This is a genomic window from Pseudomonas sp. LS2P72 (assembly GCF_054897865.1).
The window spans coordinates 3,689,793-3,714,627 of record NZ_CM142708.1; the positions used below are offsets into that span (position 1 = coordinate 3,689,793).

General features: G+C 53.9%; 17 protein-coding genes and 3 pseudogenes. 12 read left to right on the top strand and 8 right to left on the bottom strand.

From position 1 onward, the window contains the following. Positions 1–84: 84 nt before the first annotated feature. The 4 genes from ACYZUA_RS16900 to ACYZUA_RS16915 form a co-directional block, all read right to left on the bottom strand. A complete protein-coding gene (locus ACYZUA_RS16900; RefSeq protein WP_461959769.1) occupies positions 85–1,419 on the bottom strand; it encodes an MFS transporter in 1,335 nt (444 codons plus the stop codon). A 545-nt stretch (positions 1,420–1,964) separates the two neighbouring features. Next, on the bottom strand, positions 1,965–3,416 hold the full coding sequence (gene gabD / locus ACYZUA_RS16905) for an NADP-dependent succinate-semialdehyde dehydrogenase (protein ID WP_461959770.1): 1,452 nt from the start codon (positions 3,414–3,416) through the stop codon (positions 1,965–1,967). A gap of 74 nt (positions 3,417–3,490) precedes the next feature. Continuing rightward, on the bottom strand, positions 3,491–5,134 hold the full coding sequence (locus ACYZUA_RS16910; protein WP_461959771.1) for an acetolactate synthase large subunit: 1,644 nt from the start codon (positions 5,132–5,134) through the stop codon (positions 3,491–3,493). Between the two features lie 88 nt (positions 5,135–5,222). Further along, positions 5,223–6,008: a pyrroline-5-carboxylate reductase family protein gene (locus ACYZUA_RS16915; protein WP_461959772.1), complete on the bottom strand. Its 786-nt coding sequence runs from the start codon at positions 6,006–6,008 to the stop codon at positions 5,223–5,225. A 340-nt stretch (positions 6,009–6,348) separates the two neighbouring features. On the opposite strand from ACYZUA_RS16915, the gene ACYZUA_RS16920 reads away from it, so the two are divergent. The 4 genes from ACYZUA_RS16920 (at position 6,349) to ydiJ (ending at position 11,689) form a co-directional block, all read left to right on the top strand. Further along, entirely contained in the window at positions 6,349–7,668 is a 1,320-nt protein-coding gene (locus ACYZUA_RS16920; protein ID WP_461964022.1) for an NAD(P)/FAD-dependent oxidoreductase, read from the top strand. A gap of 78 nt (positions 7,669–7,746) precedes the next feature. Further along, complete coding sequence (locus ACYZUA_RS16925) at positions 7,747–8,097, top strand: cupin domain-containing protein (RefSeq protein WP_461959773.1); 351 nt, start codon at positions 7,747–7,749, stop codon at positions 8,095–8,097. A gap of 2 nt (positions 8,098–8,099) precedes the next feature. Next, positions 8,100–8,453 carry a RidA family protein gene (locus tag ACYZUA_RS16930; RefSeq protein ID WP_461959774.1) on the top strand — a complete coding sequence of 118 codons (354 nt, stop codon included), beginning with the start codon at positions 8,100–8,102 and terminating at the stop codon, positions 8,451–8,453. A gap of 179 nt (positions 8,454–8,632) precedes the next feature. Beyond that, positions 8,633–11,689 carry a D-2-hydroxyglutarate dehydrogenase YdiJ gene (ydiJ, locus tag ACYZUA_RS16935; RefSeq protein WP_461959775.1) on the top strand — a complete coding sequence of 1,019 codons (3,057 nt, stop codon included), beginning with the start codon at positions 8,633–8,635 and terminating at the stop codon, positions 11,687–11,689. Positions 11,690–11,698: 9 nt separating this feature from the next. Here ydiJ and yddG read toward each other — a convergent pair whose 3' ends face one another. Continuing rightward, positions 11,699–12,595 carry an aromatic amino acid DMT transporter YddG gene (gene yddG, locus ACYZUA_RS16940; protein WP_461959776.1) on the bottom strand — a complete coding sequence of 299 codons (897 nt, stop codon included), beginning with the start codon at positions 12,593–12,595 and terminating at the stop codon, positions 11,699–11,701. Between the two features lie 168 nt (positions 12,596–12,763). Beyond that, the gene (locus tag ACYZUA_RS16945) at positions 12,764–13,816 is read right to left on the bottom strand and encodes a GlxA family transcriptional regulator (protein WP_461959777.1); all 1,053 of its coding nucleotides are present in this window, start codon (positions 13,814–13,816) and stop codon (positions 12,764–12,766) included. Positions 13,817–14,155: 339 nt separating this feature from the next. Here ACYZUA_RS16945 and ACYZUA_RS16950 point away from each other — a divergent pair, with 339 nt between their 5' ends. From ACYZUA_RS16950 to ACYZUA_RS16985, 8 genes and pseudogenes are all read left to right on the top strand, one after another. Continuing rightward, positions 14,156–15,547, top strand: a complete 1,392-nt coding sequence (locus tag ACYZUA_RS16950) for an NAD(P)/FAD-dependent oxidoreductase (RefSeq protein ID WP_461959778.1) — start codon at positions 14,156–14,158, stop codon at positions 15,545–15,547. 11 nt (positions 15,548–15,558) lie between these two features. Then, the gene (locus ACYZUA_RS16955) at positions 15,559–16,530 is read left to right on the top strand and encodes a D-2-hydroxyacid dehydrogenase (RefSeq protein WP_461959779.1); all 972 of its coding nucleotides are present in this window, start codon (positions 15,559–15,561) and stop codon (positions 16,528–16,530) included. Positions 16,531–16,627: 97 nt separating this feature from the next. Next, on the top strand, positions 16,628–17,578 hold the full coding sequence (locus ACYZUA_RS16960) for an ornithine cyclodeaminase family protein (RefSeq protein ID WP_461959780.1): 951 nt from the start codon (positions 16,628–16,630) through the stop codon (positions 17,576–17,578). Positions 17,579–18,291: 713 nt separating this feature from the next. Further along, positions 18,292–19,341 carry an ABC transporter substrate-binding protein gene (locus tag ACYZUA_RS16965; RefSeq protein ID WP_461959781.1) on the top strand — a complete coding sequence of 350 codons (1,050 nt, stop codon included), beginning with the start codon at positions 18,292–18,294 and terminating at the stop codon, positions 19,339–19,341. Between the two features lie 88 nt (positions 19,342–19,429). Continuing rightward, positions 19,430–20,317 (top strand): ABC transporter permease, encoded by an 888-nt coding sequence (locus ACYZUA_RS16970; RefSeq protein ID WP_461959782.1) that lies wholly within the window; start codon positions 19,430–19,432, stop codon positions 20,315–20,317. Then, positions 20,310–21,389 carry a quaternary amine ABC transporter ATP-binding protein gene (locus tag ACYZUA_RS16975; protein WP_461959783.1) on the top strand — a complete coding sequence of 360 codons (1,080 nt, stop codon included), beginning with the start codon at positions 20,310–20,312 and terminating at the stop codon, positions 21,387–21,389. The genes ACYZUA_RS16970 and ACYZUA_RS16975 overlap by 8 nt, the downstream gene beginning before the upstream one ends. Before the next feature lie 386 nt (positions 21,390–21,775). Continuing rightward, positions 21,776–22,654: pseudogene (locus ACYZUA_RS16980) on the top strand (cache domain-containing protein); the annotation flags it as partial. Between the two features lie 204 nt (positions 22,655–22,858). Further along, entirely contained in the window at positions 22,859–23,563 is a 705-nt protein-coding gene (locus ACYZUA_RS16985) for a methyl-accepting chemotaxis protein (protein ID WP_461964024.1), read from the top strand. 75 nt (positions 23,564–23,638) lie between these two features. Here ACYZUA_RS16985 and ACYZUA_RS16990 read toward each other — a convergent pair. Together ACYZUA_RS16990 and ACYZUA_RS16995 are read right to left on the bottom strand one after the other, a co-directional pair. Further along, a pseudogene (locus ACYZUA_RS16990) lies at positions 23,639–23,827 on the bottom strand (AbrB/MazE/SpoVT family DNA-binding domain-containing protein). Between the two features lie 209 nt (positions 23,828–24,036). Then, a pseudogene (locus tag ACYZUA_RS16995) lies at positions 24,037–24,330 on the bottom strand (IS21 family transposase); the annotation flags it as partial. Positions 24,331–24,835 lie beyond the last annotated feature (505 nt).

A 24,835-nucleotide genomic window follows, 5' to 3' on the forward strand; every position in this document is an offset into this window, starting at 1 on the left:
TCGAATACGGGGTTGGCCGTTGAAGATGCTAGCTCACGAAGGGGGAGGGCTCGCGGAGCGCGAGCTTCCCACCAGTGGATAGTTTCAGCAGCGAACCGAACTGGCCTGATGCAGATCCAGAGAGCGCGTTTCTGGAGCCATTAGCCAAGTAAAAAACAGCCCCACCATGGATATACCGAATGCCACGAGCATTGTGTTTCCAATCCCAATGCTGTCCAGAGATAACGGAACAAAGTATGTGCCGATGGCTGCGCCTACACGCGATAGAGAAGTTGCCAACCCGACAGCGGTACCGCGAATCGAAGTAGGGAAAAGCTCGTTAGGGTAAACATATTGCAACACTTGAGCGCCCCCAATAAACAGGGCGTAACTACCAAAGAGAGCCAGAGTCAGCATAGTCCCACTCTCCGGGTAAAGCCCCAGCAGCAGTAGTGCGAGGCCAGACCAAAGAAAGCTATGCATAAGCATGTTGCGACGCCCCAGAGGGTCGATCAGTTTAACGCCCAACAGACAGCCTAAGACGAACATCACCGTGATTGCGACTGCGCCCCAAGCTGCCAGTTCGCCGGTCAGTCCCATTGTGTTCAGAATCTTAGGAGCAAAGGCGTAGATCGCGAACTGGGGGATGATCGAGCAAGTCCAGAAAATGCTCACGAAGAAGATGCGTCTTCCGTAATTGGAATGGAACAGTGACCACACCGACACGTTTTGCTCCGGCGTTTTCTCGGGCAAGTTGTGAACAGACCACTGATTGCCATAGACTTTTTTAATCACTTGATCAGCTTCCTGAACTCGGCCTTTGTTCAAAAGCCAACGTGCAGATTCAGGAGTTCCAGCACGCATGATCAAAAATAGTAATGCAGGAGCTGCGGCACTTGCCAGAGCCCAACGCCACGCTTCAGGGCCTGCTGTACGAAGGATGAGCTCTCCGGCAATGTACGCCACTGCGGCACCCACGAACCACATCATTACCAGTGACGCCAGGATCGACCCCCGCTGCTTTTTTGGTAGGAACTCTGCGAGAAGCGATGTCGCAAGCGGATGGTCGGCACCTATTGCAATACCAAGCATCAGGCGCAGCGCAATTAGCGACCAGGCCGAGGCGACCCAGAATTGACAGAGAGAGAACAGACCAAGGACTACGAGTACGAGTACGTACATCGTCTTTCGACCTAAACGGTCAGTAAAGAGACCACCGACGAAGCCACCGAAGAACATCCCTACTAACGAAGCTGCCGCTACCATGCCTTCTTGCAGAGTGGTCAACTGCAGCGCTTGGCTGAGCTGTACCATGACGACACCGATAATGCTCAGGATGTAGCCGTCAAGGAATGGCGCACCAGAAGAGTAAACCGCCAGTTTTTTGTGAAAGGCGTTTAGTGGAGCGTCTTCTAGTGAGATTTTTTGACTGTTGGTCATCGTGCCTCCATCAGCACTGAGTATGTTTGTCGGCCAATGCGGACAAGACTTACTAGCGCCAATCTGCTGAGTTTTTAGAATTGTTATAAGGTGTCATCGGTGTTGCATTAGGGGGTGATTCACCTATAGAGATAATTACGCGATTGGTCGGGCAAAGAGTCTGGGAGACTTTTGCCCATCACACCAATCAACGGCCATCGCTTTATCCAATTACGGGCGATAAACAGAAACGTAATACTTGCTCCTTGGACGGCACTATCTCACCGTTCATTTGGGAGCCATATAACAGGCCTGACTACTTTTGGGAGATTCTTCCTCAGGCAAAAAGTGCGCCCAGCTCGACTGAGAAGTGTTTTAAAATCGTTGATTTAGAGGTGCCGGAGGGACTGGGTTGTGAACGACTCGCTGGGGAAGAGACTGGTTTTTGAACAGGGGATAACTGCGCGCCAATTGGGGAGAAGCAGTGCTGATTTTAAACGTAAGAAATGCTGATGGCGGTGCTACCGCCATCAACGAAATCCATTATGTTGACGGGCTGTAGCGCCTTACTGGATGGCCAGGCAGATGTATTTGATTTCTAGATAATCTTCGATACCGTACTTTGAGCCTTCACGGCCCAGTCCAGAAGCTTTGACGCCTCCAAAAGGCGCAAGCTCATTGGAAATCAGGCCGGTGTTGACCCCTACCATGCCGTATTCCAACGCTTCGGCCACACGGAAGACGCGACTCATATCTCGCGCGTAGAAGTAAGAAGCAAGGCCGAACTCGGTGTCATTGGAGAGTTCGATGACTTCTGCTTCATCCTTAAAACGGAATACAGGTGCTAGGGGGCCGAAAGTTTCGTCTTTGGAGACCAGCGCATTTCGAGGGACATCAATCAGAATGGTCGGCTCGAAGAAGGTGCCACCCAAGGCGTGCGGTTTGCCCCCGGCAATTACTCTGGCACCCTTGCTAACCGCATCCGCAATATGCTCTTCGACCTTGGCGACTGCTTTAGAGTCAATCAGTGGGCCGGTCGTAATACCCTCTTCCAACCCGTTGCCGATATTCAGCCTAGCAACTGCCGTCTTGAGCTTCGCGACAAAAGCGTCGTACACACCGTCCTGAACATACAGACGATTTGCACAAACACAGGTCTGACCATTGTTGCGATACTTGGAGATGAGTGCGCCTTCTACGGCTGCGTCCAGGTCGGCATCATCAAAGACGATGAACGGTGCGTTCCCGCCTAGCTCCAGGGACACTTTTTTGATGTCCTTGGCACATTCAGCCATCAATTGGCGACCGATATCAGTAGAGCCAGTAAAGCTGAGTTTGCGTACGATCGGATTACTGGTCAGCTCACCGCCGACGTCTCCAGCACTGCCAGTGACGACGCTGAATACACCCTTTGGAATGCCGGCACGTTCTGCTAACTCAGCGAGCGCCAAGGCGGAGTAGGGGGTCTGGGAGGCTGGTTTGAGCACCATCGTGCAACCGGCAGCCAAGGCTGGCCCGGCCTTGCGAGTAATCATTGCGCATGGAAAATTCCAAGGGGTAATCGCAGCAGTGACCCCAATAGGCTGCTTTATAACGAGCAGTCGTTTGTCAGGCTGATGGCCTGGGATAACGTCGCCATAAACGCGCTTAGCTTCTTCCGCAAACCATTCGAAAAACGCGGCAGCGTAGACAATTTCGCCTTTCGATTCCGTCAGGGGCTTGCCCTGTTCAATAGTCATCAAACGTGCCAGGTCGTCCTGGTTTTCAATCATCAATTCAAACCAGCGGCGCAACTTACCTGCGCGCTCTTTTGCTGTTAAGGCACGCCAGGCCGGCAGTGCCTTATCAGCGGCCTCAATGGCGCGCCTGGTTTCGGTCGCGCCCATTTTTGGCACGGTACCGATGATTTCATTGGTGGCCGGGTTGTTGACCTTGAGGGTTTGGCCGCTGTCGGCGTCGAGCCAAACTCCGTCGATGTAGGCTTGTTGGCGGAACAGCGAATTGTCTTTAAGTTGCATGGGAGCTCCTGTTCATTTCAGGATGAGTGCGAAAGCTGCACGAGGGTGCGGTGCAGGGTTGCGATGCTTATTTGTTAAACTTTCGAGCTGCGGGTTCTGAGCTCGGTGTTCAGGATTTGGTCGTTCTCGGAGTAGTCCACCGGACAGTCGATCAGGTGTACGCCAGGCGTGCTCAAGCATCTTTCCAGGAGCGGCAAAAAGCCCTCTGTGCTTTCAACCCGATGGCCGTAAGCACCGTAAGCTTGTGCGTACTGAACGAAGTCAGGGTTGCCGTAATTCAGGCCGAAGTCAGTGAACCCCATGTTCGCTTGCTTCCAACGAATCATTCCGTAGCCGTCATCACGCAAGATAACGATGGTCAGGTTCATCTTCAGGCGCACAGCGGTTTCCAGCTCCTGGCTGTTCATCATGAAGCCACCGTCTCCGCATACCGAAAGGACTGGACGGTCTGGATAGACCAGGTGAGCTGCCATCGCAGAAGGCAAACCAGCACCCATTGTGGCCAGGGCGTTGTCCAACAGCACGGTGTTAGGCATATGGGCTTTGTAGTTCCGCGCGAACCAGATTTTGTAGATTCCGTTGTCCAGCGCGACGATCCCGTTGGATGGCATCGCTTTACGCACATCTGCAACCAGGCGTTGTGGGTATACCGGGAAACGCGCATCGTCGCTGCCTTCGGCAACCTGTGCCTCGTTCGCTTCGCGGATAGTCATCAGGCGTGAGAAGTCCCAGTGCGAGACATCGTTAAGCGCCTCGCCTATCTGCCAGACAGCGTTGGCGATGTCACCGATTACTTCGATCTGCGGGAAATACACGGAATCGACTTCGGCCGAGCGGAAGTTAATGTGGATGACTTGGGTGCCTCCGCGAACCATGAAAAAGGGAGGCTTTTCGATGACGTCGTGGCCAATGTTCACGATCAGATCTGCGGCTTCGACGGCTCGGTGCACGAAGTCCCCAGATGACAGTGCAGCGTTGCCAAGGAAACGTGGATGACGCTCATCGACCACACCTTTACCCATCTGGGTGGTCACGAACGGAATATTGGTTTTGTCGATCAACTGCTTGAGTACCTTGGCGGTCATCTTGCGGTTGGCACCGGCGCCGATGACCAGGATTGGGCTACGGGCGGTCTTCAGTTTATCGACTGCGGCCTGGATAGCCTTGTGTTCAGCCAGTGGGCGACGGTGCAGGCTCGGCGGGATCGGCAGACTGTCGGTTTGCTCGGCGGCGATGTCTTCCGGCAATTCAAGGTGTACCGCGCCAGGTTTTTCTTCCTCTGCCAAACGGAAGGCCTCGCGCACACGGGACGGGATGTTGTCCGCCGAAGCCAGTTGGTGGGTGTATTTGGTTAGCGGCTGCATCATGCCTACCACATCCAAAATCTGGAACTTGCCTTGTTTGGATTTTTTGATGGGTTTCTGGCCGGTAATCATCAGCATCGGCATCCCGCCTAGGTAGGCGTAGGCGCCTGCAGTAACCAGATTGGTAGCGCCCGGGCCAAGGGTAGATAGGCTAACCCCGGTTTTACCAGTGAGACGGCCATAAGTCGCGGCCATGAAGCCAGCTGATTGTTCGTGGCGGGTCAGCACGAGCTTGATATGCGACTTACGCAGGGACTCCAGTAGATCGAGGTTTTCCTCGCCGGGGATGCCGAACACATACTCGACACCTTCGTTTTCCAGGCATTGCACTACTAGATCGGCGGCCTTGGTCATCTTGCTTACTACCTCAAACGGTTTGGTGACGCGCACCCTTTGCCCAGATGGATCTCTCATCTGGACGATGGGTGTAGAGCGTCGGTTATCAAAAATGGCTTGGTGGAGTTGAGCTGGCCTGCAATGCTCCCAGCACAATTTCACAAGCGGCCCCCCAGTGGGCATTGGCTTGCAGGTGGTAAAGCATATCGAGCCCATCTGCTGTATACGTGCCTGGCGTCGCTATCGCTTGCCCCAGTGTTTTGAGATCAATAGTCGAATGGTGTCGAGCTGAAGCGATGCAATCCTGCATGTTATCCAGCACGAGGCTGCGAGCTTTGTCCGAAGGCAGCCCTTTTTCCACCAGCCACTGTTGCAGGTCATGAAGGAAAAAATAGAACCAGCCGTTCATGCAGGCGGCAACCGTAGCGAGCTCGAAATCAGCTTCATCTTCGAGATCCACAATCTTCCCGAGGGGGAGGAGTAACTGTTCGCAAGTGGTATCTGGTGGGCAGATAACAACAGTTGATTGGTTGAACTGCGCTGCGCAGGAGAGCATTGCTCGAACACATTGAGCATTGGGGAAATGGCGTTTCAATGCGTCAAGGCTCACGCCGGCTGCAATTGAAATGACCTTTTTCCCTGCCGGGATGACCAGCTCGGCTGCCAGGCCTGGTAAAGCATCTGGTCGCACTCCGATGATCAACAGGTCTGCACTATCCACGACCGCCTGGTTACTGGGCATCACTTGGCAGCCGCAATCGGAGGCTAGTTGGGCTGAACGCTCGTCATTGCGCGGTGACAAAAAAATGCTCTCGTTGTGTCCACTACGGCGTAAACCGCGAACGATCTTATCTGTTAGGTCGCCGACACCAAGTATTCCAAGTTTCTGCATGAGTACCTCCTTTCAATGCCGCCTTTTTATTCAATGGCGAAAAGGTGGGTGGAAAACCAATCACTCCATGAACGGAGCGTGATGGGTGTGGCTCTCGATCATCTAACTATCTCATTCGTGCCTTGCCTGGCCATATAACAGGGGGGACAAGTCATAGGAGGTTATGGGTTAGTTGCTTCGATGGGCTTGAGCCTGGGAGTTCATCTGTGGATCAGGGAAATGGATGCTCGAAGGATCAATTTTGGCGTTGAGGGAGAAACTTGCTGGCAATCGTCCGTATCGTTATAGGCGCAGGAGAGGAGTACAACCCAGAATCGGTGCACAGTTGTGAGAGCCGAAAATTATGAAAATAAAAGAAACCCCTGCTGACGATAATGGCTGTGGCTGGTTCCATCTCAGTCCTCCGCGAACGCCCCGTGTTGCTCGCCAAGGTCATGTCCGCGCCCGATGGGGGGTCGTAGGTGCCGGGCTGACCGGACTTGCGGTCGCGCGCCAGCTTGCGTTGAACTTTCCTGACGACGAAATCGTGTTGTTAGAGGCTCAGGAAGTCGGTTTTGGCGCTTCGGGTCGCAACTCAGGGTTCGCTATCGATCTGCCGCATGACATCGGTGCAGCGGATTACATCGGTGACCCTGTGACTGCCAAGATGAATTTGAAACTGAATCTCTTCGCCCAGAACATCATTACTTCTCTGATTGCAAAGCATGGTTTCGATTGCCAGATAGAGCTCGCCGGCAAATATCAGGCAGCGGTAGAAATGAAAGGTCTGCGAGTTTTGGAGGCTTATAAGAGCGGCCTGGACAAGCTCGACCAACCTTACGAAATCATTGAGTCTGAGGAGCTTCCTTCGCATTTAGGAACCTCATTTTACCGACGCGCATTGTTCACTCCTGGGACAATGTTGATCCAGCCCGCCAGCCTGGTTAAAGGTTTGGCCGAGAGCCTACCGGCCAACGTCTCTTTGTTTGAGAATTGCGCTGTCACTGCTGTCGACTATTCCAATCCGATTGTGCTGACCCATGCGAAAGGGACAGTTACTGTCGATAAACTGATACTCAGCAATAACGCTTTCGCAACACAGTTTGGCTTTCTCAAAGGACGCCTGCTGCCCGTTTTCACCTATGCCAGCATGACTCGGCCGTTGAGCGCAGATGAGCAAGCTCGACTGGGGGGAAAACGAGTCTGGGGCGTTATTCCCGCCGACCCGTTTGGCAGCACCCTGCGGCGTACTCCAGATCAGCGTTTGCTGGTTCGCAACAGCTTCACCTTCAACCCCAGCGGAAAGATAAACGCCCATCTTCTTGCTCGCGCTGAGGCTAACCAGCGCCGTTCTTTCCAGAACCGCTTTCCCATGCTGCCGGGTGTAAATTTCGACTACACCTGGGGCGGTGCTATGTGCATGACCCGCAATCATTCTGGACATTTCGGTCAGCTGGCTCCTAACGTCTACGGGTCGCTGGGGTGTAATGGTTTGGGCATCACTCGTGGAACTGGGGCCGGCACTCTATTGGCCGACTGGTTGGCCGGTAAGCACCATGAATTAATCGACTTCTTGCTCGCTAGCGCTGGGCCGAACCGAAATCCGCCAGAGCCATTCCTATCCCTAGGCGTGAACGCCAATTTGCATTGGGGGCAACGTCGCGCACGCCTGGAAAGTTAAGAGTGCAGCCCCCTTTCAGTAATCAACTGTAAAACTGTGCCTGAAACATGAAGGCGCCCATGAACAGGAAAAAAACCAATGTCCGTTAAACCTACAGTAATCACAAACGCAGAGCGCTCTCCGATGGGCGAGCCCACGCCTGCAAAACTGCCAATTGGAGATGTGGTTGCTCATTCGCAGCTTGGCCAGGATGTCACACTGGAAGAGTCTTCATCCTCCGTAGGTATCTGGGAGTGCACTCCAGGTGTGTTTCGCCGCCACATCATGAATCGCGAATTCAGTCACGTCGTAGCAGGCTGGTGCATCTTCACTCCAGATGGTGGGGAGCCGGTCGAGCTTCGTACAGGGGATGCGGTGTTTTTCCCAGCTAACTGCGAAGGTGTTTGGGACATCCGCGAAACCTTCCGAAAGACCTATGTCATTTTCTGAGGATGCACGCCGTGGTTTCTCGAATTGACGCATCGCATCGAGCCAGCAAGCTGGTAATCGCTGGCGACTGGATTGAGACATCTGGCCTTGTGGCCAACGATGTCACGCAGGACATCGCAGGCCAAACTCGTGATGTGCTTACCCAGCTCGAAGAGCTTTTAGGCAAGGCCGGTGTCGGTCGTGAAGAGCTAATGCGGGTGCAGATCTGGCTCGCAGACATGAAGCACTTTGACGCCATGAACGAAGTATATGACGCATGGGTGGGAGCCAAGCTGCAGCCTGCTCGCGCCTGCGTCGGTGCGCAGCTTGCCACCCCTGATTATTTGATTGAGATTCAGGCTTCGGCGCACCGCTGAACGAGATGCGAAGGTAATAGCCAGCGTCATCATCGTAGATGAGCTGGCTTCGTATCGACCTCGTCCCAGGGTGAGGTCGAGCCCATAAAATCATCTCTACAATCCTGCTTTAGCCAATGTGTTACAGCTCTTGCAGGCTCTATTCATCGTGTTTCATAGATACTTCCAGGAGTGATCGAATGATTGCCCGTCTTCACGCCGAACCTCAGCTCGCCAAGGCGTACCGATCATTTCTCACTCAGTTGCGCGCTGTCGGTTTTGACGGAGAAATCACTCTGGATCAGGCGACCAGGACGGTGCTCGCCACCGATAATTCCATTTATCAGCGGATGCCACAGGCCGCAGTTTTTCCAAGGGACGCTGCGGATGTTTCATGTCTAGCCACGCTGATTGCACAAGAAGAATTCCAAGAGGTAGTGTTGACGCCTCGCGGAGGAGGAACAGGAACCAACGGCCAATCGCTGACCGAAGGTATTGTCGTTGATCTCTCACGCCATCTGACGCACATCCTGGAAATCAATCCTGAAGAGCGCTGGGTTCGGGTTCAAGGGGGAGTGGTCAAGGATCAGCTCAACGCAGCGCTGAAACCTTACGGACTGTTCTTCGCGCCAGAGCTCTCGACCTCCAATCGGGCAACCATCGGCGGGATGATCAATACCGACGCGAGTGGGCAGGGTAGCTGCACTTATGGGAAGACTCGTGATCATGTGCTTGAGCTGAAAACTGTGCTGTTGGGTGGTGAGCTGTTGAACAGCTCCGCCATTGAGGAGCAAGCACTGGAGCTCGGGATTACTGGCGCTGGCCGCAGCGCTAAAGTGCTGCGTTGCGCCCGCGATATTGTCGACCGCAACGCCGATCTGATTGCCCATAAATTCCCCAAACTCAACCGCTGTCTGACTGGCTATGACTTGGCGCATCTACGTGAAGCTGACGGTCGATTCAACCTCAACAGCGTACTGTGCGGGTCTGAAGGTACCCTCGGTTTTGTTGTCGAAGCCAAGCTGAATGTGCTTCCGATTCCGAAACATACGGTCTTGGTCAATGTGCGATACGCAAGCTTCATGGATGCCTTGCGCGATGCCAATGCGCTGATGGCACTCAAGCCACTGTCCATTGAGACCGTCGACTCCAAGGTGCTGCTTTTGGCGATGCGTGACATTGTCTGGCACGGTGTCGCTGAGTATTTCCCTGAAGATCATGAAGCGCCAACTTTGGGTATCAATCTGATCGAATTCAGTGGCGATGACTGGCCGGAACTGGAATCGCGCGTACATGACTTCGTGGAGCATTTGTACAGGGATACCTCCGTACGTCGTTTAGGGCACACGCTGGCCATTGGCGAGGCGGCGGTTAAGCGTGTCTATATGATGCGCAAGCGGGCAGTTGGTTTGTTGGGCAATGTTGAAGGGCAGGCAAGACCCCAGCCCTTTGTTGAAGACACTGCGGTACCACCCGAGAACCTTGCAGATTTTATCGTCGAATTTCGTGAGTTGCTCGACGGCTATGGGTTGCAGTACGGCATGTTTGGGCATGTTGATGCGGGTGTGCTTCATGTGCGTCCACTCCTCGATATGAAAGATCCTGTACAGGCATCGTTGATTCGTCCTATCTCCGATGCTGTAGCAGCGCTAACCCATAAATACGGTGGCTTGTTATGGGGAGAGCATGGGAAGGGGCTGCGTTCGGAATATGCACCGGCCTTTTTTGGGGAGCTCTATCCTGAGTTGCAGGCGCTGAAGGCTGCCTTCGACCCGCATAACCAATTGAACCCTGGCAAGATCTCAACGCCGGCGGGCATGATCAATGCGAAGTTAACTGGAGTAGATGAAGTCCCGCTGCGGGGAGACCTGGATCGGGTTATTGACGAACGTGTGTGGGAGAGTTACGACACCGCCGTTCAGTGCAACGGAAACGGAGCTTGTTACAACTTCGATCCAAACGATGCCATGTGTCCGTCTTGGAAGGCGACTCGCGATCGAACCCAGTCGCCAAAAGGACGCGCTTCGCTGATTCGCGAATGGCTCCGTCAGCAAGGGCAGGCAGGGGTCGATGTGTTGGCTCAGAGCGCCGCCATTCGACAGAGATCGAGCTTGTTCGCACCTCTAGCTCGGCTGCGTAATTCGATTGCCAGGTCTTTGGGAGAGCCTGATTTTTCTCACGAAGTTTACGATGCCATGGCAGGTTGCCTGGCTTGTAAGTCCTGCGCCGGCCAATGCCCGGTAAAAGTAAATGTTCCTGAATTTCGGTCACGTTTTCTGGAGCTTTACCACTGCCGATATGGACGGCCTTTGAAAGACTATCTGATTGGCTCTCTTGAGTTTAGCATTCCTGTGCTTGCGCGATTCCCGCGTCTCTACAACGGCTTGATGGGTTTACCGCCAGTGAGGGTGCTGCTGGAGCGAGTTGCTGGGATGGTTGATAGTCCTCGAATCAGTTCGCTCAATTTCAAGACTGCCTGCAAGCGTTGGAATGTGCAGTTGGCTACCACGCAAAAACTTGGATGTTTGTCGCAAGCTGAGCGCGAGGGCAGCGTGATTTTCGTGCAGGATGCGTTCACCCGTTACTTCGAGACCACGGTGGCCATAGATTGGATTGAACTGGTTTCCCGCCTCGGTTACCAAGTGTACCTCGCACCGTACGCTCCAAATGGCAAGCCTCTGCAAGTGCAAGGCTTTCTTGGTGCTTTCGAGAGGGCGGCTCGGCGCAACGGTGGGACTTTGGGAGCATTGGCTGCTTATGGTATTCCATTGGTGGGACTCGATCCTGCGATGACACTCGTCTACCGGCAGGAGTATTCAAAAGTGCTGGGGGAGGGCGCGCCTCAAGTGCATCTCATCCAGGAGTGGTTATGCGAAATCTTGCCTGATACGGAAATTGATGTGCCACCAATGGCTGCCTACAACTTGTTGGCTCATTGCACCGAGAAAACGAATGCCCCGGCGAGCATCACTCAGTGGCAAAGAGTGTTTGAGCGATTTGGACTGAAGCTCTCAGTGCTGACTACGGGATGTTGCGGCATGTCCGGTACTTATGGGCACGAGACCAGGAACGCTGAGTCATCCCGGAAAATTTATGCGCAGTCGTGGGGCCCACTGATCGACAAGCATCGGGCTGACGGCAGTTTGCTCGCAGACGGCTACTCCTGCCGGAGCCAGGTGAAACGCATGGATGGAAAAACGGTGCTGCATCCACTCCAGGCGCTGTTGGCTCATGTTCGCGGTGCCGCCGGCATGTAGCCGCAACCTTCAGCCTCTTCGCGAGGCCCACCAGCAGATCAGCGAGCCCATTGTCACCATCACCGCACCTTGCCAGAAGCTGAACTGCAGGGTGGTGCTGAGAAGCAAGGAGCTCAGAAAAGCGGATAGAACTGGGGAGGTGTACGAGATGGCTGCTAGCATCATCAGATTGCCGGTTCGCAGTGCTCTGTTCCAAGCGGCGTAACCGAGAGCGATGACCACTGCGGTGGCGATCAGTAAACCCACACTTGCGAGCCCAGGTTTGGGCAATGGCTCGCCATTAACCGCGTATATGATCCATAGGACGATGCTAGCGAACGCAAAAAACGGTACCGTTCCGTCTTCCGAGTGCACCATCTTCTTCGATAGGCAGCAGTAGAAAGTCCATAGAAATGCACACGATAATCCGAGACCGTAACTGAGCGGATTCTGATTTGCATTAAACAATATGCTGTCGATGGTTAGCCCCTGACCGCCACTGAGAATCCAGCCTACGCCCAACAAGGAAATCGCCATCCCGGGAACCAACAAAAGGCTTGCCCGTTGTAATCCCATCAGCGCCGCCAAGGCGACGGTCAGGCATGGCCACATGTTGTTGAGGATGGAGACCTCAATGGCTTGCGAGCGGTTTTGAGCTAACCCTAAAGCGAAGAACAGTGCGATCTCGTAGATTACGAACAGCGACCCCACGACAATCAGGTATCGCAGTGGAAAGCGCTTCATCGACGGCCAGCCAAGCAACAGCGATAGAACAATAGTTGCTATTGTATACATCAGCGCCGCGCCCGCAGTGGGGCCATATGTCTCGCTAAGCAGTCGCATCAGGGAAGTCATGGTGCTCCAGAGCAGGATTGCACCGACGCCCAGAAAGTTGCCTTTGGCTTGTTGTGAAGTGGCCTTTGTCATTATTTGCCTGATGTGAAGCGAAGGGGCAGTGGACTGTTGGTTTCGAGAACGGCGCGAGTATCGCCCGCGATTGAGGGGCGAAAGATTCAGTATGTGTAGATAGAGGAGGACTCTAGTGAGAGCTCACCTGCCGCTTGTTACAGCGGCGGTAAACGCAAGCGCAAGCGCTTAGTGCCCGAAGTTGATGAGCTTCTCCACATCATGGCGGCGCTTTCGGAAGGAGCACGGCGTTTCACCGAACTGCTTGCGGAACCAGAGGATGAAGTGCGAGGCGTCCGAGAACCCAGTCTGAAAAGCAATTTGAGTAACATGCATCTCAGTGTTCATCAGTAATTTGCGTGCATATTCCAGGCGGAGTTTTCGCCAGTACTGCGCGGGAGATTCGTTTGTACTGGACATGAACGCTCTATGCAGTTGGCGCTCATTGGTACCAATACTTTCTGCGACCTCTTTCAGAGACGTAGGGGAGTCCATGTGGTTTCGCATGTAGCTGATGGCACGTTCGACCATGGCGTTTTTGTATACGTGCAGCTCGGTTATGCCGGTTTTTTCATCGTTGGCTTGTCGTTGAATTTCTTCATCGTTGACGAGCAAATACTCAAGCCCTTTTTGTGCTCGTATCGAGCCGCAATGTCGACTGATGATGTGTGCAGCTAGATCAATGGCCGTGCCGCCCGGGCAGGTGATGATCCCATCATCGTCAACGAAGCTTTTGTCTACCAGGACTTCAGCTTCCGGAAAGCGCTGCATGAACTCTTCACGGATGGTGAAGTGGATTGCGCAGCGCCGATCTTCCAGCAAACCTGCTTTCCCGAGAACGAAGGAGCCGGAGCACAGGGCAATGAGCGGAATCTTCGCAGCATGAACGCGGCGCAGCATTTCCAGTAGCCATTCTGGCGGGTTGCGTGTTTCGCTCAGCAGTCCACCAGCCAGGACGACATAGTCGTAACTTTCGATGTCAGTCAAGGGCTTGGTCGGATGGATGGGCATTCCGCAGCTTGCGGTGATGGGCTGATCGTTGCAGGTCATCCAATCCCACTTGCAGAAGATCTGCTGGCTTCGAAAGGATTTGTCGGCTGCGAAGCGCAATGAATCCACGAATCCCGCAACTGGAACGAGAGTGAATTGGTTCATGAGAATGAAGCCGACGCGCAGGTCGGGCTTGACTACCTGAGCCTCGGGGTCTTTGCCGCCTGTTTCATAGACGCTGGAAATTTTCATTATTATTGTCCTCACTGGCCTCACGCACCGTTAGGTGGATTGGGTGCTGCGTTATTACTAGAAGAGTAAGCTGTTGCGCGCGCAGCACCCTCTGTGAGCGAAAGCTTATGCTCACTCTGCCGTCTTAAATATAACAGCGCTATCAGAAGATATAATATTTATGCCATCTATATAAAAATTCGGACAGCAGGTAGCTGCTTCATTCAGCTAGAAATTCTTTTTGCATATTTCTTCATAACGGCAGCCGGCTAATAGCATCTGTCCGTAACCTGATAGTGGTAGATCCGTCCGTTCGGCAACATGTGTCCCATCGATCAATCTAATTGTGGGTGAACACACATGTACCGTGGCTTTTGGTATGCGCAAGCTCTGGATCAGGAGTGCCATCTTGCACCTTCTCTGAAGGGTAATGAGCAGGCGGACGTTTGCATCATTGGCGGTGGTTTTCTCGGTTTGTGGTCTTCGATCCGCCTGAAGCAGGCTCACCCCGACTGGCGCATCGTGATCGTTGAGCGAGATCGCTGTGGTTCTGGTGCAAGCGGACGTAATGGCGGTATCGCGACCAACTGGTGGGCAAAATACCTATCCGTGATGAGCATCTGTGGTGAAAAAGAGGCTCGCCGCATCTGCGAGGCTGCGGAATCTGCCATCGACGAGATTGGCTCCTTCTGCGCAGAGCATGGCATCGACGCTCAATACCGAAAAGATGGCTGGATCTGGACAGCGAGCAACCAGCGTCAAGTCGATTCCTGGAAGGTGCTGACCGAAAGTCTCGCAAAACACGGCGTGAATCCGTTCAGCCCACTGACTCGCGAAGAGGTACGTCGCCGCACGGGCTCTGCGCGCATGATGGGCGGGATCTTCGATCCTAACGCCGCTACCGTGCAGCCTGCGATGTTGGCCCGTGGCCTGCGCCGTGTTGCATTAAAGCTCGGCGTTGTGATTTACGAAAAGTCGCCCCTGACCACCTTAGAGCGGTCAGACAAACCTGTTGTTCATACCGAGCATGGAAGTGTTCAGGCGAATAAAGTTGTCGTGGCGATGAATGCTTGGGGAGCCCAATTCCCCGAACTGCGTCGCATGATTGCGATCATGTCGAGTGATATGGTTGCGACCGCGCCGGTCAAAGAGCGTCTTGACCAAATAGGCTTCAGTGGCGGCGAGTGCATCACAGACTCACGCACGGTGCTGAACTACTACCGCAACACGCCCGATGGGCGAATTGTATTTGGCAAGCCACTGGGTAAATTCGCGTTCGCCGGCAAGATCGGTGACCTCTATGAGCGCCCAACGCCCGCAGTGGATAAAGTCACTGAAGAAGTGCGCAGCTTCTACCCGCAACTGAGCGATGTTCCTATCATCAGCAGTTGGACAGGGCCTATTGACCGTGCAATGAAAGGCTTACCGAACTTCGGTCAGCTTGGCGGACACCCAAATATCGTCTTTGGCATCGGTTTCTCTGGTAACGGCGTTGGTACGACTGTGTTCGCTAGCCGGATCATCAAATCTCTGGTGGAAAATGCCAACGATGAGTGGTCGAACTGCGGTCTGGTGAATCAGAAGATGAAGCTATTCCCAGTCGAGCCCTTCCGCTTCATTGGTGCACACCTCGTACGTGACGCGCTTGTACGCAAGGAGTCACTGGAGGATCGAAACATGGATGCCAGCGTTCTGACTTCCAAACTCGCATCGCTGGCACCTGCTGGCTACGTTCCCGCTCAGAAAAAATAGGAATGTCCCTCATGAAGCATCGCATCGTGTTCCTCGATGACGAAGGCATTGGGCCGGATGTCGCCTTGCCAGAAATGCCGTTTGATCACAGCTGGGTGAGCTATCGCTATACCCAACCCGATCAGGTGGTTGAGCACCTGCGCGGCGCTACAGTCGCGCTGACCTGCAGCGTTGCATTACGCGAGGAGCATCTCGCTCAACTGCCCAATTTGCAGATGATCTCTCTTGCGCTTACGGGTACTGACATCGTCGATGTGGAGTACTGCAAGGCGCGAGGAATCAAAGTCACCAACGTTCCAGGCTATGCAACCAATACTGTGGCAGAGCACTCGCTGGCGATGATGTTCGAGCTGTTTCGCAACGTCTCCAGCTACAGTGATTTGATGCAGAAAGTTCAGAGGGGCGAAACAGAGCCTCGCAACATCTATTTCGACTTCCCGATCAGGGATCTATGTGGTCGAGTGCTTGGTATCGTAGGGCATGGCTCTATCGGGAAACGAGTAGCAGAGCTCGGACGCGCAATCGGCATGCAGGTGTTTTTCTATGATCGTGATGGTCGCTACGTCGGGCCGGAGTTCGTTCGTATGGAGAAGTTATTGCAGATCAGTGATGTGCTCATGATCAACTGTCCCTTGACTGAGGAAACACTCGATCTTGTAGGGGCTGCTGAATTGTCCCAGATGAAGAAGGATGCAATTCTCATCAACACAGGGCGCGGTGGCATTGTCAACGAAGGTGCGCTGATAGATGCGATGCTGGCTGGGCGTATCGGCGGTGCTGCGTTGGATGTCCTGGTGGATGAGCCAGTACAACCGGACAACCCCATCCTGCAGTTGATTGGAATGCACAATTTCATCCTTACACCTCACGTTGCCTGGAGCAGCAGAGACGCGATGCAGCATCTGATCAGTCGCAGCGTTGAGAACATCACGGAGTTTGTGCTTTCACGCGTAGATGCTCGCTTGCCCGGCATCGCTGAGTAATATCCACGGCTAAGCATTCAAGGATCAAAGGTTCTTGCTTAGTGCTACTCACATACCCTGTGTGCAGCACTTTGTTAGAGAGCATGAGGGGCACAAAATGCGGATCATCTCGGCGAGCGAAATCAATTCGGTGATGGAGTGGGACGCTGTGTTGGAAGCGTTATACACGGCTCATCTTGGGCCTCGACCGATAGGGGACAGTTTTTTTTTGGGTGATGCCGATTATGGTTTACTAAGTAGGGGTGTCATCCTTCCTGGGTTCGGGGCAGGGCTGAAGATCGCGTCTATGTGCCCGGTCAATAGCCGTGCACGACCACCCCGCCCAGTCGAGGACGCCGCATTTGTGGTCATCGATGAGACGACTAAGGCCATTCAGGCCGTGCTGGATGGCCCTGAGATTACTCGCTGGAAAACTGCTGCAGACTCCATCGTTGCAGCGAGAAAACTCAGCCGTAAGGACAGTGGTGTCTTGCTCGTTTTGGGGGCCGGCCCCGTGTCCAAATCCCTGGTCGATGCCTACTTGCATATCCGCCCAGCCATTAGCAAAGTGCTATTGTGGAATCGCACGCCTTCAAAACTGACCCTGACTTGCCAGGAACTGCGCGGGAGAGGTGTGCCAGTCGAGATCGTCGAAGATCTGTCTGCGGCAGTCGGTGAGGCGGACATCATCAGCGCGGCCACCAGTTCGACGATACCTTTGATCGAGGGTAGGAATGTTAAACCAGGTACCCACGTCGACCTTGTAGGCGGCTATCGCCAAGATATGCAGGAAGCAGATACCGATCTGATGCGCAGGTCGAGGATCTTCGTGGATGACCGTTCCACCGCATATGTGTCCGGCGATATCCATATCCCCTTGACCCTCGGCGCGATTAGCGAAACGCAGATCGAGGGTGACCTGTACGATATTTGCCAGGACGAGGGATTTAGCCGCGCACCAAGCGATATCACCGTCTACAAAAACGCCGGCGGCGCGCATTTCGATCTGGTGATTAGTCAGTTTGTGATAAGCCAATTGGTGCTTCGCAGGATTGCTTGCACCCACTAAAGATCCCTTCGTTCGGCCAGAAGAATCGGTACTCAATCGATCCGCCATTAAAACCAACTTAGCCTTGCACCACGGCCAGCTTTGGCGGTTTACCGCGAGCCGCAGCTCAGGCCAACACTGTCAAGAAAAGCCAATCTGCGGCTTGCACAGCCATTGCTGCCCGGTGCTTCAAGGATTTCCGTTAGTCCAAATGTTCAGAAATGACTGAGTTGTGCGGGCGCGTCTCAACCGCAGCGAAAAGTAAGAATCGTAGCTGTCAGATTCTGCCGGTAATCGTCCGTTTCCTTATAGCTGTGGATCTTCAGCCGGAACAGAATCAACTCAGACCTCGAAGGCTCGACCGCCATGAAGCTAAAGAGTACTCGGCTGATGATTACCCACGTAAGCACCGGATTGTATTGGGTGCCTTCTCCCTGATCATTGATCGCGTCACTTGTATGTTAAAGGCCGAGCCTTGGAGATTGGCAACAAGCTATGCCTGCGCTTAGTTAACGCCAACAAGGCGACCACCAAATATGGAACATTCACTGCCCGTTTGGACTGGAGTGTCGCTGCGGTAGGAGCTGGTCGAGTAAGTCGTTTCTGAGCGTCCTTAATTTCGTACTTGCGGGTGTGCTAACGGCATTGCTCGCTTTATAGACGTGAGCGCGCAAACAGGCGCGAATGTACGTCTGAATAAGCTTCCTAGATGAACATAAGAAGGGTGACTGCAAATGAAAATAAAAAAAGATGTCTCCGTCCAGATGGATACCAGAGGGCTTGCAATCAAACGCTTGGTCTCTAGCATGTCGCTGGTGCTGGGTCTTGCAGCCATTACGCCGGTTGCCAATGCTGCAGACTGTGGCGCCGTGACGATTGCGAGTATGAACTGGGCATCTGCAGAGCTCCTTGCCGAGGTCGACAGGTTCATCTTGCAGAACGGCTACGGTTGTGATGCGAGCATCGTACTCGGCGACACGGTTCCGACATTGACCTCAATGGCCGAGAAAGGAAAACCGGACGTGGCGCCCGAGTCTTGGACGAGCTTGCGACCGCCTATTACACAGAAGAGTATCGTCGAAGGTAAATTGCTCATTGCAAGCAAAACCTTCGCTGATGGCGGCGTGCAGGGTATCTACATCCCCAAGTTCATCGTTGATCAACATCCTGACATCAAGACTATCGCAGATGCCCTGAAGCATCCTGAGCTCTTTCCTGATCCTGAAGATCCGTCGAAAGGCGCCTGGTCTGCCGGACAGCAAGGGTGGGGCGGCACCATCATCGCTAGCCAGTATTACAAGGCGTACAAGGGCAAAGAAGCGGGCTTTCGTCTTGTTGATACCGGATCTGCGGCAGGGCACGACGGTTCGCTCATACATGCCTATGAGCGCAAGAGGGGCTGGATTGGCTACTACTGGGATCCGACCTCGCTGCTGGGCAAATACGAGATGGTTCGCCTTCCATCAGGCGTTCCCTACGATGAGGCTGAGTGGAACCGTTGCAACAAGGTCGAGAATTGCCCGGATCCAAAACCGAATGAGTGGCCTGCTGACGAAGTCAACACGATTGTCACTAAGTCATTCTCCGACCGTGCTGGATCTGCCTATAAATATCTGACAGTACGCACCTGGCCGAACGCTGCAGTCAGTCAGATGCTGGCTTGGATGGCGGCCAACCAGGCGACCGGTGCTGATGGTGCAAAGCAATTCCTGAAAAAGCATCCTGATGTCTGGGCGAAGTGGGTCGAGCCTGAAGCAGCTCAGAAGATCAAGTCAGCGTTGTAATTTGCTTTGCGGCTCGGCGTTTCTGGACGCCGAGTCCACCAGGTAGAAAACAAAAAATGAGCCTGGCATTTATGAAAAAGGTGAGCATATGAGCTGGTTTCAACAATTTCCTCAAATGGACGAAGACTCCCTGCGCGGGCTCAAACAAGTTATCGACGAGGGATTTCGATCGTTTACCCGCAGCTACGGCGAGGGCATCGAGGGGTTCTTTTCTCCCCTGCAGAAGTTCCTCCTCATCTCCGAGAAGTTCATGACCCAGACGCCTTGGCCGATTATCGTCTTGATCATTCTGGCCATCGCCTGGGGCGCCAGCCGAAGCATCAAGATCGTACTGGGTGCACTCATGGCGCTGATGGCCATCGGATACTTCGGTATGTGGGACGATTCAATGCGCACCATATCCATGATCTTTGTCTGTACGGTGCTGTCCATCGCGATTGGTTTGCCGATCGGCATTCTGATGGCGCGCTCTGACCGCCTTCAGAGGCTAGTCAATCCTATCCTGGATGTCATGCAGACGATGCCAAGCTTCGTATACTTGATTCCCGTTGTCATGTTGCTGGGCATCGGCAGAGTTCCAGGGCTGATCGCAGTGGTTATCTACGCGATTCCCCCGATGATCCGCATGGCCAACCTTGGTATTCGCCTGGTTGACAAAGATGTTCTCGAAGCCGCCGACGCTTTCGGCTCTTCCAGCTGGCAAAAGCTAAAGAACGTTCAATTGCCTTTGGCATTACCGACCATCATGGCGGGCATCAACCAGACGATCATGATGGCGCTCGCCATGGTCGTCATCGCGTCAATGATCGGGGTGCAGGGCCTTGGCCAACCAGTACTCAAAGCTATCGCCAACCAGTACTTCACACTTGGAATTTTCAACGGCCTTGCGATTGTCGGTATCGCCGTCATCTTTGACCGGGTCAGTCAGGCATACGGGCAAAGACTTCAGAAACACCTGGAGGTGGTACATGGCTGACCAACATTTTGACGGCATCAAGATCCGCAATCTATACAAAATCTTCGGCCCGAATGCGGCTAATCATGTCGATGCCGTGAAAAACGGCATGTCGAAGATGGAGCTTATGGAGCGTTTTGGCCACGTGCTTGGCCTGAAGGACATCACTCTGGAAATGCCGGCAGGCTGCATCCAGGTGATCATGGGGTTGTCTGGCTCGGGCAAGTCCACGCTGATTCGTCACATCAACCGGTTGATCGATCCTACCGCAGGGGAGGTGCTGGTTAACGGTGTCGATGTAGTGAAAATGAGCCAAGCTGAACTCCGTGATTTTCGCCGTCAGCAGACAGCAATGGTTTTTCAGAAGTTTGCATTACTTCCCCATCGTAACGTCATTGAGAATACCGTCTACGGGCTGGATATCCAAAAAATGTCCCGCTCCAAGAGCACCGACATTGCGATGCGCTGGATCGAGCGAGTGGGGCTCAAAGGCTTCGAGAAAAAATATCCGAATCAACTGTCGGGTGGCATGCAGCAACGGGTTGGTTTGGCGCGAGCGCTTGCCAATGACGCACCAGTCCTTTTGATGGACGAAGCCTACTCCGCGCTTGACCCGCTGATTCGCACTGACATGCAGGCCGTGCTTCTGGATCTGCAAAAAGAGATTAAGAAAACCATTGTCTTCATCACACACGACCTTGATGAGGCCCTGCGCCTCGGGGATCAAATTGCCATTTTGCGTGATGGACAGGTTATTCAGCAGGGAACAAGTCACGATATTGTGCTGCGTCCGGCTGATGACTACATTGCGAATTTCGTCAAAGAGGTCAACCGTGGGCGGGTGCTGAATGTGGAGGCCGTAATGTTGCCGTTGCGCTCAGGAGCACCAGCGAATGGAGCCACTATTATGGCAGGCACCACTGTTGAGGAGGCTGTGCGTACCCTCGCGTTAGCGCCAGAGGGCGATGTCACGGTCGTTTCTGCATCCGGTAAACCGCTCGGGGTTGTCACTTTCCGGCGTCTCGCCGAAGCCATGGTAAACGCACACGAGTTGCCGGCCCATCGAGAGCATAACCTCGCGATTGTGCAGTAAGCATTTGAGAAGCAGAAAGGGAGGAGGTTGTTGAATTAGCGTCCACACCCTCGGCCGTCGTCGTGCGACGCCCTATGCCTCACTAAAATCGAACCAATCAGGGATTCCGTCGCAACTTACATGATGCGTACCACCTAGGCATGGATGCTTTTCCCTCCCAGAACTTCGCAAAGCGCACCTGTGCTGCTTCCGTCGTTTCAACACCTATAAAAATATCCGCAGGAGAAGTCATGAGTATCAAGCAGAAGCTGACATGGGCGTTCGCGGCCATCGCCTGCCTCCCGGTTATCCTGGTGGCGGTGCTCGTCGTTTTGAACCTGCGCGACGCGGCACAAACCAGTTTCCTTGATAGCAGTAGCCGTGAAATCCGTCAGATCGACAACGGTATGAAGCAGTTCTTTGATGGCATCAGCCAGAATGTCGAATATTTCGCCAATGACCCGCGGATTATCAGCGCAAAGGGCTTAAAAATTTACTCCGGGGCCGACGCTGCACAAACTCCTCTTCCTGAAATCAACCAACAGCTTCTGGAGATTTTCGACGGATTCGCCAAGAGCCATCCGACCACAGCCTATCTTTCCGTAGCGCTGAACGACGGCGGCTACGCTAGCTGGCCTAATGATCCTAAAATGTCCAATTACGACCCCCGCGTGCGCCCATGGTACAAGACCGCCATGGCTGCGCCGGGCACTACCGTCCGCACAGACGCTTATTACTGGGCGCCTGATGATGTATCGCTGATCTGCACCGTACGCACCGTTGCCGACGCCAACGGCAACCTAGTGGGCGTAGTCGGCCTCGACGTGTCGCTCAAACAACTGACCGAACTGGTCAAAAACATCAAGCTGGGCGATAGCGGCTACCTCATGCTGGTCGAAGCCAACGGCAACGTTCTCGTGGATGCGAGCGATGCCAAGCACAATTTCAAGTCTCTGGCTGACCTGGGCCCAAACTATGCCGAACTCGCCAAGAGCGGCGACGGCGTGACTCGGATTGAGATTGATGGCGTTCCCTACATGGTCAATGTGGTCAGTTCCGAAACCCTCGGCTGGCGCTTCATCGGCCTGATCAAACGCGACGAGGTGATGGCCAGCGCCTCAAGCCTGATTTGGATGATCGCAGTCATTGCTACCGCGCTGGCTGTCGCTTTTGCGATCGTGGGCGCGAGTTTCGCCAGCGTGATCGTGCGACCGATTCGCGGCGTTGCCGATGGCCTGAAGGAAATCGCCGAAGGGGAAGGCGACCTCACCCGAAAACTCTCCGTACAGGGCAAGGACGAAACAGCCACTCTGGCGAGCTGGTTCAATCAGTTCCTGGGTATGATTGCTCAGATGGTGCAGCGAATCGGCAGCGCTTCTTCCGACCTGCAAAATACGGCGGCCGACACCAGTAAAGTGGCCATGAGCATGAACGAAGCCGCCGGTCGGCAGCGCCAAGCGGTGGAATTGGTCAGCACCGCCTTCAACGAGATGGTCGCAACTTCCAACGAAGTAGCCCGCTCCTGCAGCCAGGCCGCCTTCAGTGCGGACACTGGCTATCGCGACGTCCACGACGGGCAGCATCATATAGGTGAGGCCACAGGTAGCGTCCTTCAACTGAGCGAAGACTTGCAGCAATCAACCCAGACCATGCAGATGCTTGAACAGGACAGCAAAAACATCAACACCATTCTCGATACCATTCGATCGATCGCCGAACAGACCAACCTGTTGGCCCTCAACGCAGCCATCGAAGCGGCGCGCGCCGGCGATCAGGGCCGTGGCTTTGCCGTAGTAGCCGACGAGGTGCGGGCTCTGGCACGACGTACGGCCGATTCCACTGGCGAGATCGACAGCCTACTCGGCAACCTTGCGCGGCGCACCCAGGAAGTGACCCAGCAGATGCAGCGCAGCCTGCAGATGTCACAAACCAGTGTTGAGCGCATCCAGCAGGCTCGCGACAGTTTTGACAAAATCCGCAGCTCAGTGGACTTGATTCGTGACCAGAATACTCAGATCGCAACTGCGGCAGAGGAACAGCATCAGGTGGCCGAAGACATTAACCGGCACATTGCGCAGATCCATGCTGATGCACAGCTTGTAGAGGAGTTTGCGCACTCGGCACAGACCGGATCGGGCCGTCTGACAGACATTTCCGGTCAACTAAAGGGCTTGGTCGGACGCTTCAAATTCTAGTCTGTATTGCCTGGAGCAGCCGAATCAACCGACATATTTCATCGCAAGGGCTCGACTTTATACAGAGGGAGAGCCTTATTTTTTATTGGCGCTGGCGTGCTGTTCGCTATTCCAAGCTTCAGTGAGTTCATCTATTCGATCCGCTATCTGGGCCGTCTTCGATAGCACTAGGCAGCGAGTGTTGCCGATGTACTCTTCGATTAAGTACAGGGAATCACTGCCGTACAGCTCGAGCTCCTACAGGGCCTCATCCGGAATTCGGATGGCTCCATAGGCCTGCGTTTGTGGAGCTTTCCGCGTGCCGAATCAACCTGACGTGTTTCATCACGGGGCCTCGATTCGATACACCGGGAGTACATTATTATTGGCGCTGGCATGCTGTTTGCTATTCCAAGCGTGGGTCAGCCCGCCTAGCGCTCGCAGAACCAGCTGTATTGGAAGCCTTGTGGGTGATTGAGTCGATGTTCCTGCTAGAGCAAAGCCAGAGTCACGCCGGGGCGGCGCAACTCGGTGTGAGCCCATGCCGAGTCACGCATCGGGCGTTGGTCGCTCGGCGCCTGAGCTGCCGGTGGAAACAGGCGTCGGTTCAACTCGGCATCAGAGATATCGATGGGCCAATGAGGCCCGCTGGCTGCGAACCGGTAAAACTAGTCGCCCGCACTCGAATAGCCAATGGATAAGCTGGTGGCGATCTTGCGCACGGACAGGCCGGCGGCGAACTTTAGACGTAGTACCTCTCGGATTTTACGCCTGGATAAACGCTCCACGACGACCTCCTCGCTTCGATAAAAGAGGTCGATGGCAGTGAATAGTCCTGTGTTGCTGCCTGAGAGCTGATACAGGAGAAGACCAGCCCGACCGGAAGGGGTTCGCTGGAAGTAGGCCGACGATCTCGGATTTCTTGCCGCGTCAGTGCCATTTAGCAGACGCCCCAGTTGCTGCTCACTGACACGAATCGGGAGTCTCGAACATTACCGTTTATGTCGTGGCTACAGCATGTCGTTTGCGGTCTTTTGAATGGCGCCTGTAGACATCCGATTCGGTGAAACACCGTATTTTCAAGGGTAGGGGGCGTTCAATTTGCGACAGGTTACATTTCTGTTAACGACCACCTAGATTCGAATAAAAATGCTAACTGCATGATTTAAAAGTAATAAATTGATTTTGTATGTGAATTTTCACAGTATTTTCTCTGTATACATAAATAATACAAAGCATTGACGACACACCAAACCCGTGCGAATCTCAATTCAACAACAAGCCGTACCGCTG